At 40.6% G+C, this 16559-nt stretch carries 16 protein-coding genes; 6 read left to right on the top strand and 10 right to left on the bottom strand.

Translation table 11 applies throughout. From position 1 onward, the window contains the following. Positions 1–97 precede the first annotated feature (97 nt). Positions 98–730, bottom strand: a complete 633-nt coding sequence (gene pyrE, locus R4B61_RS03090) for an orotate phosphoribosyltransferase (RefSeq protein ID WP_413628178.1) — start codon at positions 728–730, stop codon at positions 98–100. A 2-nt stretch (positions 731–732) separates the two neighbouring features. Beyond that, on the bottom strand, positions 733–1455 hold the full coding sequence (gene pyrF, locus R4B61_RS03085) for an orotidine-5'-phosphate decarboxylase (protein WP_413628177.1): 723 nt from the start codon (positions 1453–1455) through the stop codon (positions 733–735). A gap of 231 nt (positions 1456–1686) precedes the next feature. On the opposite strand from pyrF, the gene R4B61_RS03080 reads away from it, so the two are divergent. Beyond that, complete coding sequence (locus R4B61_RS03080; RefSeq protein ID WP_413628176.1) at positions 1687–2907, top strand: MFS transporter; 1221 nt, start codon at positions 1687–1689, stop codon at positions 2905–2907. Between the two features lie 80 nt (positions 2908–2987). After that, positions 2988–3200: a hypothetical protein gene (locus R4B61_RS03075; protein ID WP_413628175.1), complete on the top strand. Its 213-nt coding sequence runs from the start codon at positions 2988–2990 to the stop codon at positions 3198–3200. A gap of 52 nt (positions 3201–3252) precedes the next feature. Here the strand turns inward: R4B61_RS03075 and R4B61_RS03070 are convergent, their stop codons facing one another. The 7 genes from R4B61_RS03070 to galE form a co-directional block, all read right to left on the bottom strand. Further along, positions 3253–3510 carry a hypothetical protein gene (locus tag R4B61_RS03070; RefSeq protein ID WP_413628174.1) on the bottom strand — a complete coding sequence of 86 codons (258 nt, stop codon included), beginning with the start codon at positions 3508–3510 and terminating at the stop codon, positions 3253–3255. Continuing rightward, positions 3507–4112, bottom strand: coding sequence for a hypothetical protein (locus tag R4B61_RS03065; protein ID WP_413628173.1), 606 nt, complete (start codon positions 4110–4112; stop codon positions 3507–3509). The genes R4B61_RS03070 and R4B61_RS03065 overlap by 4 nt, the downstream gene beginning before the upstream one ends. A gap of 117 nt (positions 4113–4229) precedes the next feature. Next, positions 4230–5156, bottom strand: a complete 927-nt coding sequence (locus tag R4B61_RS03060; protein ID WP_413628172.1) for a DMT family transporter — start codon at positions 5154–5156, stop codon at positions 4230–4232. Positions 5157–5167: 11 nt separating this feature from the next. After that, positions 5168–5488: a hypothetical protein gene (locus tag R4B61_RS03055; protein ID WP_413628171.1), complete on the bottom strand. Its 321-nt coding sequence runs from the start codon at positions 5486–5488 to the stop codon at positions 5168–5170. 116 nt (positions 5489–5604) lie between these two features. Then, entirely contained in the window at positions 5605–8301 is a 2697-nt protein-coding gene (locus R4B61_RS03050; protein WP_413628170.1) for an MMPL family transporter, read from the bottom strand. Beyond that, entirely contained in the window at positions 8294–8923 is a 630-nt protein-coding gene (locus R4B61_RS03045) for a TetR/AcrR family transcriptional regulator (protein WP_413628169.1), read from the bottom strand. Before R4B61_RS03045 ends, R4B61_RS03050 begins: the two co-directional genes overlap by 8 nt. Positions 8924–9050: 127 nt before the next feature. Then, the gene (galE, locus tag R4B61_RS03040) at positions 9051–10043 is read right to left on the bottom strand and encodes a UDP-glucose 4-epimerase GalE (protein WP_413628168.1); all 993 of its coding nucleotides are present in this window, start codon (positions 10041–10043) and stop codon (positions 9051–9053) included. 171 nt (positions 10044–10214) lie between these two features. Here galE and R4B61_RS03035 point away from each other — a divergent pair, with 171 nt between their 5' ends. Beyond that, positions 10215–11951, top strand: a complete 1737-nt coding sequence (locus R4B61_RS03035) for a phospho-sugar mutase (protein WP_413628167.1) — start codon at positions 10215–10217, stop codon at positions 11949–11951. A 37-nt stretch (positions 11952–11988) separates the two neighbouring features. Here the strand turns inward: R4B61_RS03035 and R4B61_RS03030 are convergent, their stop codons facing one another. Further along, positions 11989–12264, bottom strand: coding sequence for a DUF2089 family protein (locus R4B61_RS03030; protein ID WP_413628166.1), 276 nt, complete (start codon positions 12262–12264; stop codon positions 11989–11991). A gap of 200 nt (positions 12265–12464) precedes the next feature. Between R4B61_RS03030 and R4B61_RS03025 the strand changes: the two genes are divergently transcribed. From R4B61_RS03025 to R4B61_RS03015, 3 genes are all read left to right on the top strand, one after another. Then, positions 12465–13826 carry an AAA family ATPase gene (locus tag R4B61_RS03025; RefSeq protein WP_413628165.1) on the top strand — a complete coding sequence of 454 codons (1362 nt, stop codon included), beginning with the start codon at positions 12465–12467 and terminating at the stop codon, positions 13824–13826. Positions 13827–13889: 63 nt separating this feature from the next. Then, positions 13890–15320: an MFS transporter gene (locus R4B61_RS03020; protein ID WP_413628283.1), complete on the top strand. Its 1431-nt coding sequence runs from the start codon at positions 13890–13892 to the stop codon at positions 15318–15320. Between the two features lie 2 nt (positions 15321–15322). Then, on the top strand, positions 15323–16546 hold the full coding sequence (locus R4B61_RS03015) for a DUF2075 domain-containing protein (RefSeq protein WP_413628164.1): 1224 nt from the start codon (positions 15323–15325) through the stop codon (positions 16544–16546). Positions 16547–16559 lie beyond the last annotated feature (13 nt).

Raw genomic sequence — 16559 nt, 5'->3', positions numbered from 1 at the left:
ATCACACTTTCATTTTATAATTTTTTAGTTTTGTTTACGGTTATATGATAACGTGATTATTTTCACATGTCAATCCGATTAACTCATTCTTAAACAATTATCCTGCCCAATTCCAAGGATCTCGATGCCACTTGTTCAACGAATTAAACTTAGCTTCTGTAATCCGTTGTTCTCGTAATAGTTCTTTTAAAACTTCGGCATAGGTTACTAATGGAGCAAAGTCTAAGCCGGCCTCTTTAAAGTTTTTTTCTGCATCCGGGAAACCATATGAAAAGATGGAAACCACACCGGCCACTTGATAGCCTTCTCGTTGAACCGCCTGAGCCGCTTTAATCACGCTACCACCGGTTGAAATCAAATCATCAATCAATACCACTTGGTCGTTTTGATTCATGCGCCCTTCAATTTGTTTTGAAGTTCCGTGATCCTTAGGTTTAGAACGCACGTAAATCATCGGATCACCTAATCGGTCAGCAACTAACGCAGCGTGGGGAATTCCCGCGGTGGCCACTCCCCCAATCACATCCGCATTGGGATACTTTTCCTTAATCAATTTAGCTAAGGCATCGGCAATGGAGTTACGCAAGTGCACGTAAGAAACCGTTAGCCGTAAATCGGTATAGATAGGCGATTTAATTCCACTAGCAAACTCAAAATAACCAGTTTCTTTAAACTGTACGATTTGGTCGGCAACTAACTGATGAATTACTGTTGTTTCAATTGATTCCATGACTATTCTCCTTCTAAGTTCCAGTTTGCTCGGTAACGACGATAAGCAGCGACGGGGTTCTCACTCTGAGTAACCGGACGGCCCACCACAATGGCAAATGCTCCGGTTTGCTTGGCAATCTCAGGGGTGGCCACTCGTTTTTGATCTCCCACTGCATCTTGTTTCATTCTGATTCCCGGAACCACGTATTTAAAATCGGTTCCAACTTCTTTAGTTAACATCGGTAGTTCCAAAGCCGAGGTGATTACTCCATCACAGCCCGACTGTTTAGCAAGTTTTGCTAAAGAAACCACTTGGTCTGCCATTGCTAATTTACAATTTAGTTCGTTGGCCAGGGTTTCTTTGGAGCAAGAGGTTAAAATGGTTACTCCCAATAAATCGGGAACAGGTTGGTTAACTCGTTTTGCTCCGGCAATTAGCCCGCGCTTAGCTGCTGTTAGCATCTCACTTCCGCCCAACGTGTGAGCCGTTACGTAATCAACTCCCAGTTCCCCGATTCGTTCCATTGATTTTTCAACCGTATGAGGAATATCAAATAGTTTTAAATCTAGAAAAATCTTACACCCACGTGCTTTAAGGGTTTTGACTACTTGCGGTCCGCTTTGATAAAAAAGTTCCATCCCAATCTTGACGGTTAAATCACCAGGATTAGAAAAAGACTCTAAGAATTGTTCCACTTGTTTAAAATCAGCAAAATCCAAAGCTAACATGATTGGTTTTTCCATTTGCATCCTCCGTATCTACAAAAAAAGACTATTCTCGCTCCAGAGAATAGTCCAATATTTTTAAATTCACATTTAAAAGATAATCTGGTTTCTCTGAACCAAGTTAATTATTGTGAGAATTATAATATAAAAACTAACATTGCACAAATAAAAAATTTATGTCAGAATACTAGCAATGTATTTTTACAAATAATGAGAGCCAGAGAGCTCACTTTTGGAGGAAATTTTAATATGGACAAGCAAACTACAAAGCACAGACCATTAACAAGGAATCAAAAACTGGTGTTACTATCATCCAGTTTAGGATTTGGACTTGAAAATATGGATGTGCTTTTTCTTTCGTTTACGATGAGTTCAATTATGGCCTCCCTCAACATTACTGCTGGGGCAGCCGGATTAATCGGAACCATCACGAACTGGGGAATGCTACTTGGTGGAGTTATCTTCGGAATGATTGGTGATCGTTTAGGTCGGGTTAAGACCTTTACCTACACCATCTTCGTGTTTGCAATTGCCACCGCTTTAATGAGTACCGCTCATAGTATTCACTACATTTATTTCCTTCGTTTCATTGCCGGAATTGGTGCCGGGGGTGAATATGGTTTAGGAATTACATTAATTGCCGAAGCCTTTCCTAAAAAGGAATTGGGAAGAATGTCTTCAATTGCTTCAATCGGAGGTCAATTAGGAGCCGTTGCCGCAGCTATCTTAGCCGCCTTCGTGGTTCCTGACCTCGGTTGGCAAGCCCTTTATCTCTTTGGTTTAATTCCCATCATCTTAGTTTTCTTTGTTAGACGTCACATCAAAGAATCCAAGGAATTTATCGAAGTAAAGGAAAATCGTGAAATCACCGTACGTCAAGCTATCAAGCAATACATGTTTGCCGACTTAAAGACTAGTTGGACTTCCTTAGGTTTAATGATCATGACGACCGTTCAAATTGCCGGATACTTTGGTTTGATGAACTGGTTACCTTCCATTATGGAACAACAAAGTCACCTCAGTGTGAAAGGATCATCACTTTGGATGATTGCCACTATCATCGGAATGAGTCTCGGAATGATGGTTTTTGGAACCATTTTCGATAAAATCGGACCCAGAAAATCATTTGCCATCTTCTTATTTGCTAGTGCCATCTTGGTTTACTCCATCGCCCTCGCTCATTCCACTCTAGTACTCCTCCTTATTGGAGCCGTCGTAGGTTTCTTTGCAAACGGAATGTACGGTGGTTACGGTGCCATTGTTAGTCGTATCTACCCTACTGAAGTTCGTTCCAGTGCCAACAACATTATCGTGGGAGTGGGACGTGCCATCGGAGGAATGTCTTCATTAGTAATTGGTTTATTGATGGAACACTATAGTTTAATCATCGTCATGCTCTTCCTATCCGTTTTATATGTGATTAGTTTCTGTGTAATGCTCACCCTTCCCGGCCTTAAAAAATTTAATTAAAAATAGTAAGCAAAATACTAACCCTTTTTCCGGAAAAGAACTATTATATAGTCGTAATAAATAAAAAGGAGATTAAGATTATGGCTAAAGAATTTGCAACAGAAACCTTAGATAAAAAAATGAGTGAAGTATTTGACTGGAGCGATAGCTCAACTCCTGTTCGTGACGCTTTATGGGATTACTACATGCAAAAGAACAGTCGTGATACCATTAAGACTGAAGAAGATATGAAGAAATACTTAGACATGAGCGATGCAGACGTTGCTGCTGATGCCGAAAAGTTACTAAAATAATTTAAATTAAAAAAAGACCTGGTTAACAACTGTTAACCAGGTCTTTTCGTTTCTAATCAGTATCGTTTAACGGATCTTTGTGAGTTTCTCTGAACTCCTTTTTCGCCTCTTCTTCGGTCTTTTGATACTTAGTACTAAATTCTTTGCTGACCTTATTGAAGTTTTCTTCAGTAGTAGTAATTTGGGCTCTCGTATTCTTAATCTCAATGAACAAGTATGCATTTGCCGCAACTAAAAGGACAATCACAATCGTTGGAATCGTAATAATTAAGTTGGATTTTTTGAAAATCAATTTTAGTTTTTTAATCATTTTCGTTCCCCCACAAAACTTTGAATTAGGTAGAATCTAATCTTATTTGAGTTAAGATCTTGGTGATTCAAAGTAACTTTGAATAGGTATCGATTGGTATGCATTTTACCGTTTCGACCACTGTACTTAACCGTTACGTTTGAATAGTAGTAGTGCCCTTTACGTGAAGTATCACTATTGTAGTTATAAATCTCCACACTATCGAACTTAGCATACTTTTTATTTGAATCGACTAGTTTTTGGGCATCTTCTTCATCAATGTGATTTGCAACTAACTTATCCTTAGCTGCCGTTTGGGTTTCTTCCGTTGGATGATCATCAAACAAAGCCTTCATACTGTCAGTTAAGACTTCATTATTAGTCTTAGCAATTGTCTTCATGTTTTCGTAGGTTAGATTTTCTTGATACGTAACGTCTTCCGTATCCATTTCATCAACGGACTTTTTCAACATTCCATATTTGGTATTGGTGTTATCGTAAGTTGCGGTAACGTTAGCTAACTGCACCACCTTAAAGCCGGTTAGGGTTAGCAAGCCAACCACAACTGCACATAAAACTGCTCCAACTAATCCCTTACGATGCTTTTTAATATAATTTTTCATGAATATGCCTCGATTTTTGTTTATTTCTAAGTATATAAAACTAATTATTTATTTTCAATCGATTCTAAATTAGTTTTCCAAATAAAAACGACCTCGAACTAATCGAGGTCGCTTTTTTTATAATTCGATTCCTTGTTTGGGTGCCGAAAATTGCAATAGATAGATTGCAATAATAACCAAGATTGAACCCACTACTTCAGCTAAACTAATTGCGGTAGCAAAGAAGATTACACTTAAAATAAAGGTTGAAACTGGTTGGAGAGCATCCATTAAACTGATTACCTCTGATGAAGTAAAACGAGTGGCATAGATTAACGTTGAAAAAGTTAGCAACGTTCCAAAGAAGATAATTCCTAACACACCCAAGATTGCTCCGGTAGTTAAATGGGGAACATCCGTCCAAACGGGATGGTTAATGTTGTAGGCAATACTTGCCACTAAAGTTCCCCAACCCATCACAACAATGGGTGGATTTTCTTTTCCCAGGGTTCTAGGTAACACCACGTATAACGCAGCGGTTACCCCAGAAATTAATCCCCAAATCAATGATCCCATGGGAATGGAAAGTTGGCTGATATCTCCCTTAGTAATTGAAAGGAAAACTCCCACAATGGCAATTACGAAGACCACGATATCCATTTTAACGGGCTTTTTGTGTTGAAAAATAAAAGCTCCCAATAAAATAAATAGCGGTGCTAGGTATTGCAAAATGGTAGTAGCGGCCGCGTTTCCATCTTGGATACTTACGTAGAAACTTCCCATGTTAGCGGCTAGTCCAAACAAACCGTAACATACTAGGGTTGCAATTGATTTCCACGTCTTAAAGATGTTGAAAATCTTTCCCTTAAATACAATTGCGCTAACCGCTAATAAGATAATGGCGGCACCAGTCGTTCTGGCAGATAAGAACCATGGCGCTGGAATTGATGCATTTTGCGAAACAAACTGGGTGATAACCCCGGCAATTCCCCAAGAAACTGAAGCAAATCCAGCTAACAGGATTCCCTTAACGGTATTACTCATACCTTTGATTTTACTAAACATTTCTAATCCTCTCATACTTCACCATTTAGTTTTTGTCGCGCCTCTTTTAGGACCGTTTCTGAAACTGTTTCAGTCAAGAAACGAGCCATAGGCGTGAATTGATGGCGCTTTTTAAAGGATACATCATCGCTAAGAATGATTGCAACCCTCATTTGATTTTCCGTTAAAAAGACTTGTCCTACTCCGGTAAATTTACCGTTAGTGTGTTTTCCAATTCGCCATTCGTGCAGTTTAAAACCGCCCTGGGGATCCTTTTTGATTTCATACTCCCCCTGTTGGTTTTGGACCACTGGCACTCCGACAAAACGCAACACTTTATATTTTTCTACCATGCAAACTTCCTCTTATTCAATCATTAATCACCAATAGTTCTATTCTACTATGATAAAGAATTCTTGCAATTAAAAAAATAAAGCCTACCCGGTAGACTTTATTTTTATTAATCTAACTATTTTTCGTGTTTTGCTTTAGAAGCTTCTGGATAAGTTAACTTAATTCCAGCGGCCATTAAGATTGGAAGGATAATTACTAGAATTACCAAACCAATGATAACTGCGATTGCCACTTGGATAAGCGTTAATACTCCAGATGGAATCAAGGCAGCAAAGGTTCCCCCTAAGATTAAGGCAGCTGATAGAACCACCACTCCGATGAATTTCGAAGCGTGCACAATTCTAACATCTGGTGCCGCACTTGGAAGAATGTCTTGGTATTTTTGCATCAAGAAGATACTGTAATCAACTCCTAGCGCAATAATCATAATGAAAGCGAAGAATGGAGTTGTCCAAGTCAACATGTCTTGACCCAAGAAGGCAGAACTGAAGAGATGTGTAAGTGAAAGAGCAGCGGCGTATGAAATTAACAAGGTTGCAATGATGTAGACCGGTTGCAAGATTGACTTCGTCACAAACATCAAAGCAATCAAGATTCCAATCGTCATGATAATTGCAGTCCGGTTAAAGTCACTAGCGGCAATTTCATTAGTATCAGCAATTGTGGCACTTTGACCACCCACGGCAACTGTGGCATCTTTCATGTTAGTTCCCGCAAGGTTTTGCTTAACTTGGTTTTGAATTTCGTTAACTGACTTGATTGCCTTTGAACTTGATGGGTTTTCATTAAGCACAACGGTAATCTTAGTCGTCTTTTTGTTTTCAGAAAGGTAGCTAGTTACGGCCTTTTGGAAAGTTTCACTTTCTAAGACGTTGGTTGGAATGTATAGCGCCTTAGCAGCGTTTGAACCTTGTAAGTTTTGAAGATAATCGTTGGCAGAAACCATTCCCGTTGAGATTTGGTCTAGTCCTTGGTTAGCTTCATTAACCTTACTTTGTACCCCTTGCAATTGCGTAGCCATTGCTTGGGTGTTGTTTCCAATGTTTTGCGTATCGCTAGCAATTCCAGTTAATTCACTACCTAAAGCAGCTTGCTTGTTTTGAATTTCGGCAGTGGATTGTTGTAAGGCACCCGCAATAATTTGCATTTGCGTTTGATCAAGTGGTGAGCCCATGGCAGTGGCCTTTTGTTGCATAGCGGCAATCACTTCTTGACCAGATACGGCACTGTTTCCTGAACTAGCTTGGATTGCTTGTAATCTTTGACCAATTGATTGAGCTGATTCCCCAATGGCCTTTAGTTGGTCACCATTAAATGAGGAGTTGCTGGTTCCGGCCTTGATTTGATCAATTCCGTCATTAGCTTGGCTCATCTTACCGGTTAATGTTTCTAGTTGATCGTTAACGTAAAGTTTGTTGATAGGAACCCCGTTTGGTTGGGTTACTGAGGCAACCGTCTTCACGTCATCACGTTTCCGTAGTTGGTTGGTGATGCGATCAATTTCGTTTAAGTTACTTTCGTTTGCTAAATCATGATCTGATTTAATGTAGATGGTTGAAGGTTCGGCAGTTCCCTTAGAGAAGTGTTCTTCAACAACGTTTAAACCAGCTTTAGAAGGAATACTATCCTTTAATTCTACCGTTTGGTCATAGTTTAAGTTTCCGTGACCTAGGGCAATAAATGGAAGGGTTACTACTAATACGAAGATTACTGCTGGTGCAGCATATTGCACTGATTTTGAAGAAAGAATTCCCCAAAGAGCACTTGATTGTTGTTGTTCTTTCAAGTTCTTCGCAGGCCAGTACATCTTCTTACCTAGCAAGACCATGAAGAATGGGTTCAATGATAGAAGCACTAGTAATAGTACAATTACTCCCACCCCTACGGCAAAACCAGAACGGTAGATTGAGAACTTAGCAAGTCCTAACGCCGCAAATCCGATTAGAACGGAAATTCCACTGTAACGAATGGTCTTTCCGGCCACTTTTCTAGCGCTAATCGTGGCACTAACCTTGTCCATCCCGTTGGCCAGATTTTCTTTAAATTGGTTATACAACAGAATGTTATAGTCGGTTCCAATTCCGAAGAGGACCACCACCATGAAGACTTGTGTGAAGTTTGATAGTGGGAAGTCGAGGAATTTAACCAGGTTCATTACCACACTTAGAGAAACAATGAAGGAAACTCCCACTGTTAGTAATGAAATCAATGGAACCACTGGTGATTTGAACACTAAAATTAGCACAATCAAGATGAAGATTACGGCAATAATTTCCGTCTTCTTCAACCCGTCAACCATAGATAGTCGCATATCATCGTTTAGGATTTCTGCTCCCGTCACGTATGATTTCATGCCACTAACCTTACCACCCTCTTGAAGCTTTTTGTTAACGGTTTCTACTGATTCGTCCTTAGAAACGTTCAGTTGCACCAATTCGGTGGTCTTATCTTTAGAAATTAACTGTCCCTTAGCAGAAGGAGTATCAACTACGGAAGTAATTCCCTTAATGTTGTAATGATCTTTATCATCATTTAATTCTTTAACCTTGTCGTTAATCTTTTCTTGTTGTGACTTAGTAATCTTCTTGTCACCGTTATTGTAGATTAAAACAACTTGGTTAGTATTACTAATGTTGTGACCCCAGTGTTTTTCAATATTGTTGGCCACTTGGCTTTGCATATTGTCTGGAATCTTGGTTTGACCCTTTTCCGCTTCTAGGTTACCAATGTTTGGCAACAAGAGAACGGAAACAACTACGATTACCGCCCACAGAGCGGCAACCCATGAATATTTCTTCAAAAACTTATTCATGATCATTTTCCTCCTTCTGTTTAGTAAATAAGCTAAATGGCGCAATGCTTTGTAACTTCGTAATGGTCTTAGCGACCTCAATTGGATCTTCTGGTTCATCCTTACTAATCCAATAGACAATGATTCCCATCACTTCATCAATCACGAATTCTCGGGCATAGTCTTCTGGTATCCCAGTAGCCGTTGCAATTTGATCACGTGAAGCTTGCAAGGATTCGTTTAAATCTTTAAAAATTAACTTCTTAATCTTCCGTAAAAAGTACGGATCCCCGTTTTCGCTCAGCAACGCTGCAATTACGACCCGGTTTTTATAGAAGTTTTTTAAAGTTTCCACGATAAACGGTGCCGGCTCGTTAGTATTTTTATCTACCACTAACCATCTCATTCCGTTTGAAATCACATCACCTAGATCACTTTTGAGATGATCTAACATTTCGGTTTCAATGTTAGCTAACAAATCATATTTGTCGGTAAAGTGCGTATAAAACGTCCCTCGCCCAATCTCAGCTTTTCTAGTAATGTCCGTCACGTTTAATTCCTGAAAGCCCTTTTCGTTAATCAACTCTACAAAAACGCGCTTGATATCAGAAACCGTGTTAGTTTTCCTAATTCGATTTTCCACTATGCCACCTCTTTTCTTGACCTATTGTACCCGGTTCATTTTATTAAGTCAACACGGTGTCTTATTAAGTTATAAAAAAAGATGAATTTTTTTCAAATTCACCTTTACTAAAGTATAAATACGGATTTTATTTGTCTTCGTAGCCATTGGGATGCTTTTGTTTCCAAGTCCAAGCCGTCTTGATGATTTCTTCGACGTTATCAAACTTAGGCTTCCAACCCAATACTTCCCGAGCTTCGGTACTATCTGCCACCAAGGTGTCTGGATCGCCACCACGACGGGGAGCTGCTTCGGCTGGGATTTCCTTTCCCGTAACTTTACGAGCAGCCTCCACGATTTCTTTGTTAGAAAATCCAGTAGAAGAACCCAGGTTAAAGGACTTGCTACTGTTACCTTTTTTAAGGTATTCCATAGCTAAAATGTGGGCATCCGCTAAGTCTAAGATGTGGACGTAGTCTCTGACGTTCGTACCATCTGGAGTATCGTAGTCATCCCCAAAGATTTTAAGGGTATCTTGTTGACCCGCAGCCACTTTTAAGACCATTGGAATCAAGTGGGTTTCTGGTTGGTGATCTTCACCAATTGAGCCATCTTGTTTAGCTCCCGCCGCATTAAAGTAACGAAGGGCAACGGAATGAATCCCATCGGCTTTTTCGACCCACTTCATGATGTGTTCCATGATTAGCTTACTTTCACCGTAAGGGTTGATGGGTTCTTTGTGATCATCTTCATGAATGGGAACTCGTTCTGGATTACCGTAAGTAGCGGCAGTAGAAGAAAAGACGATGTACTTAACGCCTGCTCGTTTCATGGCCTCAAGTAACACAATCATTCCAATCACGTTGTTATCAAAGTATTTCAATGGGTTTGTCATTGATTCAGAAACCAATGAAAAGGCATCCATATGAATTACTGCTTCAATATCTTCTTTGGCAAATAAATCGTCTAAGAATTTAGGATCTCTGGTATCTCCTTCATAAAACTTAGCATCCGGATGAATTGCTTTGCGATGTCCCGTTGAAAGGTTATCTGCAACTACCACTTCATATCCTTGGTTGATTAATTGGTCAACCATATGAGAACCAATGTATCCGGCTCCCCCAGCAACTAAAACTGCCATGTCTGTTCTCCTTTTTCTACCATATTATTTTGTTTTTATTATATCATAAAACGAAAACCCAGCTAAAAGGGCAATAAACCAGTGCAACACCAACGATTGTTTGACGTTGCTGTCAAATATAACTATAATTCAGGTTAGGATAAATAAAGTCTAAATTAGGAGACGACTACTATGAGTAATGTTGAATTTAAAGATAGATATAACGAATGGTTAACCCATCCGGAAATGCCAGAAGACTTAACTACTGACTTAAAAAATATGAAATCTGATGATGATATCGAATCAGCATTTGGAACTTCCCTTTCCTTTGGAACTGCTGGAATGCGGGGAGTGATTGGTGCCGGTACTAATCGGATGAACATCTACACCGTTCGCCAAGCTACTGAAGGGTTAGCCAAATTAATGGAAACCCTTCCCGAATCTGAACGTAATCGTGGGGTTGCAATCAGTTTTGACCCTCGTTACAACTCAAAACTATTTGCGCATGAAGCTGCCCGCGTGTTGGGTGCCCACGGAATTAAGAGCTATGTTTTTGATGATATTCGCCCTACCCCAGAACTTTCTTTTGCCGTTCGTGAGTTACATACTTTCGCGGGAATTATGATTACAGCCAGCCATAACCCTAAACAATACAATGGTTACAAGATTTATGGCTCTGATGGTGGTCAAATGCCACCTAAGGAATCAGACATCATGATTTCTTACGTTCGTAAAGTGGCCGATTTATTTGCCATTCCCGTGGCCGATGAACGCGAACTTCGTCAAAGCGGTCTCATGCAATTAATCGGTGAAGATATTGACGTGGCTTACCTAAAGGCAGCCGAAGACGTCAACGTCAACCACGATTTAATCAAAAAAGTGGGTAAGGACCTTAAGTTCGTTTACACTCCATTACACGGAACTGGAAACGTAATTGCCAGAAGAGCGCTCTCTGAAGCCGGTTTTAAAAACTACGACATGGTGGTGGAACAAACCGTTGCCGATCCAGAGTTTGCCACCACTCCGTTTCCTAACCCCGAATTCAAACAAACCTTTGATTTGGCAATTAAACTCGGAAAACAAGAAAACGCTGATGTCTTAATTGCTACCGACCCCGATGCCGATCGTTTAGGTGCCGCTGTCCGTCAACCAGATGGTGAATACATTCTTATGACCGGTAACCAAATTGCCAGTGTGTTACTTCACTACATCCTCCAAGCTAAAAAGGATGCCAACATCTTACCTAGTGATGGTCGCGTGGTTAAATCCATCGTTTCAACTGAATTAGCCACTGACATTGCTAACAGTTATGGCGTTGAAATGAAGAACGTTTTAACCGGATTTAAATTTATCGCTGAACAAATTAAGCAATATGAAGAAAGTCACGATCACACCTTCCTCTTTGGATTTGAAGAAAGTTTTGGTTACTTAATCAAACCATTTGTTAGAGATAAGGATGCCGTTCAATCAACCATGTTATTAGCCGAAGTTGCTGCCTACTATAAGGAACAAGGTTTAACTCTTTACGACGGTCTGCAAGCACTTTACAAAAAGTATGGTTACTTTGAAGAAGAAACTATTTCCGAAAGCTTTGATGGAATCAACGGTCCTGCCGAAATGGCTGCTTTGATGAAATCATTTAGAGAATCACCATTAACCAGTTTTAATGGTGTCAAAGTGGTTGCTCTAGAAGACTTCCAAACTTCAGTTAAGACTGATGAAAATGGTCAAGAAACTGAAATTGACTTACCTAAATCCAACGTTTTGAAGTACTGGTTAGCCGATGGAACTTGGTTGGCAATTCGTCCTTCTGGAACCGAACCTAAGATTAAGTTCTACGTAGGGGTTAAAGCCGATACTCAAGCTAATGCGACTGATAAGCTAGCAAGTTACGTAACCGCAATTAACCAAGACTTGTTAAATAAATAAGCAAATAAAAAAGACCTCCTGATAGGAGGTCTTTTTATTATCTGCTAATTTTGTGATAATAACCAATTAAGTCCTTAGCAACATCTAAATCCATGTTACCGTTGATAACTTGTTGCATAATGTGGGGCTCAAAGTTATCTTTTTGTTTTTGCTCAGTCGCAACTATTTTATCAATTAATTGATTTAAACGTTGACGAAGTGTTGGGTAGCTAACTTCGTAGTGTTGCGCTAAATCTTTTAATGATCCTGATTTTAAAATAATTTGCTTTGCAAAATTTTGGTCATCTTCTGTCAAAGTTAAAAACCAATCCATAGTTCTCTCTCCTTGTCTAAACTTACTACTTATGATAACAAATAGTTCAACATTTAACAATTGATTATTATATTAAAATGAATATCATTTAGTATTATAAAATAAATCTATTTTTTTGTTAAAGTAACCGCCCTTTTTATTTACATCTACTCCATTAACTTATAAAATGGATAGGTTGAAAGTAAAGCAAGGAGGCCACCATGACTTTTGAAGAATTAAAACAATATGGTCAGATTTTTTACCGAAGCAATTATAAGCTAGACAGTGATTTAGAAACTAAAACATTTAAAATTAAAAATATCAAATCATATCGCCATGAAGCCAACGATGAAGGCGGCTATACCGATTGGACTGACAATCTAATTACCTTTTATAACCTTTTGAGTCCCCTAATTGGGGATACTTTTGGTTATGACTTAAACTTTAAAACCAGAGAAATGACCCTTTTCTTCCCCGGCAAGGTGCAAACCACCCAAGCTGACTTAGATAAGGCCCTTCCCCTCGTGGACGTCACCGAATTAACCAACGATGACAGTTCGAACGTGGCTCTGATTGATTTTTCGAAGTTTAATGACCGCTATGCCTACGTTTCCGCTATTTATGCCAAAAACCCCATTGCCAACCTAGATTTATCAGACCTTGATAAACTTCCTAAGGATGGTGGGAGTGGCAGTAACGACGATAGCGACGATAAGGCTTTTGAAGACTTAAACCTGAACGTGGAAAAGCTCGACACATCCGTGGATGCGCTAGAAAAACTTGATTCTTTAACCGGTCTTTCGGAAGCTAAGATTCAAATCAATGACATGATTGCCATCGCAAAGATTAACAAGTTGCGAGAAGAACGCGGCTTAAAAAATCCCGATGGAATCAGTAAGCACATGGTCTTTGTCGGCGACCCGGGTACTGGTAAAACCACGGTTGCCAAGCTTTTTGGAACCATTCTTTACCAAAATGACATCATTACTGATAATAAATTTGTGAACACCGATCGTTCTGACCTCGTGGGTCACTATACCGGTACAACCGCTGATCGGACTAAAAAGGTGATTGAAAGTTCACTGGGTGGAATTCTCTTTATCGATGAAGCCTACCAACTATCACACCCTGATAGCCCCACCGATTTCGGTCACGAAGCGATTGACCAACTAATCATCGGCATGGAAAATCACCGGAAGGATTTAATCGTGATTCTAGCCGGATATACCGATGAAATGGAAGAATTTATGAACGATAACCCCGGGATTCGTTCTCGAATTCCTAACCGGATTTTCTTTGAGGATTACACCAACAAAGAGTTGGTCCAAATCATGGAAAACATGGTTGCTAGTGAAGAAATTGTCAAAATCGAAGATCAAAAATTCTTCGAAGATACGGTTTCTGCCTACATTAAGGAACATCGTCCTACTGGTAATGCGCGGTGGGCCCGAAACGTTTACCAAGCCATGCTCCAATCACAAGCACGGCGAGTTGCGTTTAAGCCGAACCCCAGCGATGCTGATTTAACCACGATTGCCAACGAAGACTTACAAAAAGCCTTAGAAATCACGCCCAATAATTAAGCTACGACTGCCAGTCGTGGCTTTTTTACGTGAGTTTTGAAGTGCTATACTTAAACTAAAACTATTTTTACGGAGGGATTCATTATCAATTCACAGACTGATCAACCCATTACCCTGCAAACTAAGTTAGCGATTCTTGCAACCGCCCTACTTTCATTTTGTGGCGTGCTCTTAGAAACTTCCATGAACGTGACGTTTCCAGAGTTATCCAAGCTATTCAACGTGCCGTTAGACATTATCCAGTGGATTACCACCGGATACCTTTTGGTGGTAACCATCACCATGTCAATGACGGCCTTCTTACTGAAAAAATTTCCGATTAAAAATCTCTTTTTAGTCGCCGTTTTGCTGTTCATTGTCGGTGACGTTTTATCAGTAATCGCCACTAACTTTCCGATTTTATTAGCGGGACGTTTGATTCAGGCCGGAGCAACCGGACTCTCCATGCCCATGATGTATCACGTGATTTTCAACACCATTCCGGGTTATAAAATTGGAACCTATATCGGAATTGCTTCGATGGTAATTTCCTTTGCCCCAGCACTTGGACCTACATACGGTGGTGCCTTATCCTATCTAACTAGTTGGCGCTACATCTTCGTGATTGTCCTCCCCCTAGCAATCGTCGCCGCCTTTTTAGGTTACAAAACGATCGACTTAAAACCCCAAGGAATCAAGAAAAAGTTCGACTTTTTTGCGCTCCTTTTAATGTCTGTAACCTTCTTCAGTTTCGTCTGGTCTGCCAGTCGCTTTGGTACCAAGGACATGCAGCTGCTGAACTGGCTCCTTCCCCTTATCATTGGTTTAGTCGCATTAGTCGCCTTTATCTTTGTTAACCAAGCCGGGGATTCTGAACTAATTTCCTTTAAACCGCTCACTAACCGGGTGGTGGCCCTCGATGCGTTTACCTACATGTCATTAATGTTCATTAACATCGGAATTTCCTTTGTAATTCCCATCTATGCAGAAATCGTCTTTGGTGTTAGTCCGCTAGTTGCCGGAATGATTTTGCTTCCGGGATCAATCATCGGGGCAGTTACCTCACCGCTATCCGGAATGGTCTACGACAAATACGGAGCCTTCAAACCCATCCTAACCGGAATTTGCACCATGACCTTGGCCATGATTTTATTCTGTGTTTCTGAATCTTGGGCCACTAGCATTTGGCTCACGGTCCTCTTTACCATTTTACGGTTTGGGGTAAACCTTTGTTTTTCCAACACCATTTCCAACGCTCAGGCTAATGCACCACGCCTCCAAACAGCCGATATTAGTTCCACCTTCAACATGTTGCAACAATATGCCGGATCCCTGGGAACTACCATCCTAGCCTCCGTAATCTCACTACACCAAAACCAAACCACTAACCACCATGACTACGTTGCCGCTACCATGACTGGTGGTCGGATTGACTACCTCATCTTATTGGTGCTAACCGTCAGCTTAGTGGCCATTGGCGTGTATAACTGGAACTTGCAAAGAGAAAAGAAGTAACGATGACCATTAACAACCAGGCAACCGCTAAGTTAGCACCCAACGCCCATCAGTTTACTGCCGAACAAGCGGCCCTCATCCAAAAAATCAAACAGTTTACCACGAACAGTTGGAATCAAAAGCACTCCGTTTTCACCATTTATGGCGACTGTGGTACCGGGAAAAGCTTAATTTTAAGCCAATTATTTTATGACTTTCAACAAGCCCGCCACGACGAACACAGTCCGTTGTATCAATCTCAGAATTACTTTTTGGTAAACCATCCGGAAGTCTTAAAGGTCTACAAGGAAATGGCTGGGTCTGAAGCCAACGTTTTAAAGAAAAACTTCATGCGCCCCACTTCCTTCATTAACCAACTCCAGAAAAAGCACGAACAGGCCGACGTCGTCATCATCGACGAAGCGCACCTATTGCTTTCTAAACCCGATCACTACAATAACTTTTACGGTGACAACCAATTGAGTGAGATTTTAAAACTCAGCAAGGTCGTGATTGTGGTTTTTGATATGCAACAGGTGATTCAAACCAAAAACTATTGGGACCAACGTCGCCTCGATAAAATTTTGGCCGGCTATCCACAGGCTAGTTATCACCTAACCCACCAGCTGCGGATTACCGCCAGACCCAATCTAATCAACTGGATTAACCAGTTTAGTAAGGGAAAGTTAACGCCGCTACCCAAAGATGCCCGTAAGGACTACGACTTTCGGGTCTTTGCCGATGCCGAATCGATGCGTCAGGCCATCGTTGCCAAAAACGACCAAGTCGGCTTATCCCGAATTGTTTCCACCACTGGCTATCCGTCGACTTTAGATGGCGGGCTGCACTACATTACGGAAACCGGGGGCTTTAAAATGCCGTGGGACCAGTATAATTTCACTAGTACGCCCTGGGCAGAACTTTCCCAAACTATTGCTGAGGTGGGTTCCATCTACACCTGTCAGGGTTTTGATCTAAACTACGTCGGCTTAATCCTTGGACCACCCGTCTATCTGGACGAGGCCACCAACGAGATTAAAATCGACTTGAGTAAACAAACCAACACGGAATCCATCAAGCGCCGTAAAGACATTCCTGATCCAGCCGAGTTTGAACGAATCCAACGGCAAATTATTCTGAATTCGGTCAACGTCTTAATGAAACGCGGCGTGTATGGAACCTACCTTTATGCCCATGACCCCAAGTTACGTCAGGCCCTCGTCCGGGAATTCGCAAAACTTAAATAAACCAAATTAAAAG

This window comes from Fructilactobacillus vespulae (genome assembly GCF_047324295.1).
Classification (GTDB): domain Bacteria; phylum Bacillota; class Bacilli; order Lactobacillales; family Lactobacillaceae; genus Fructilactobacillus; species Fructilactobacillus vespulae.
The sequence above is the reverse complement of the archived record's forward strand: the minus strand, read 5'-3'. Positions and strand labels throughout refer to the sequence as shown.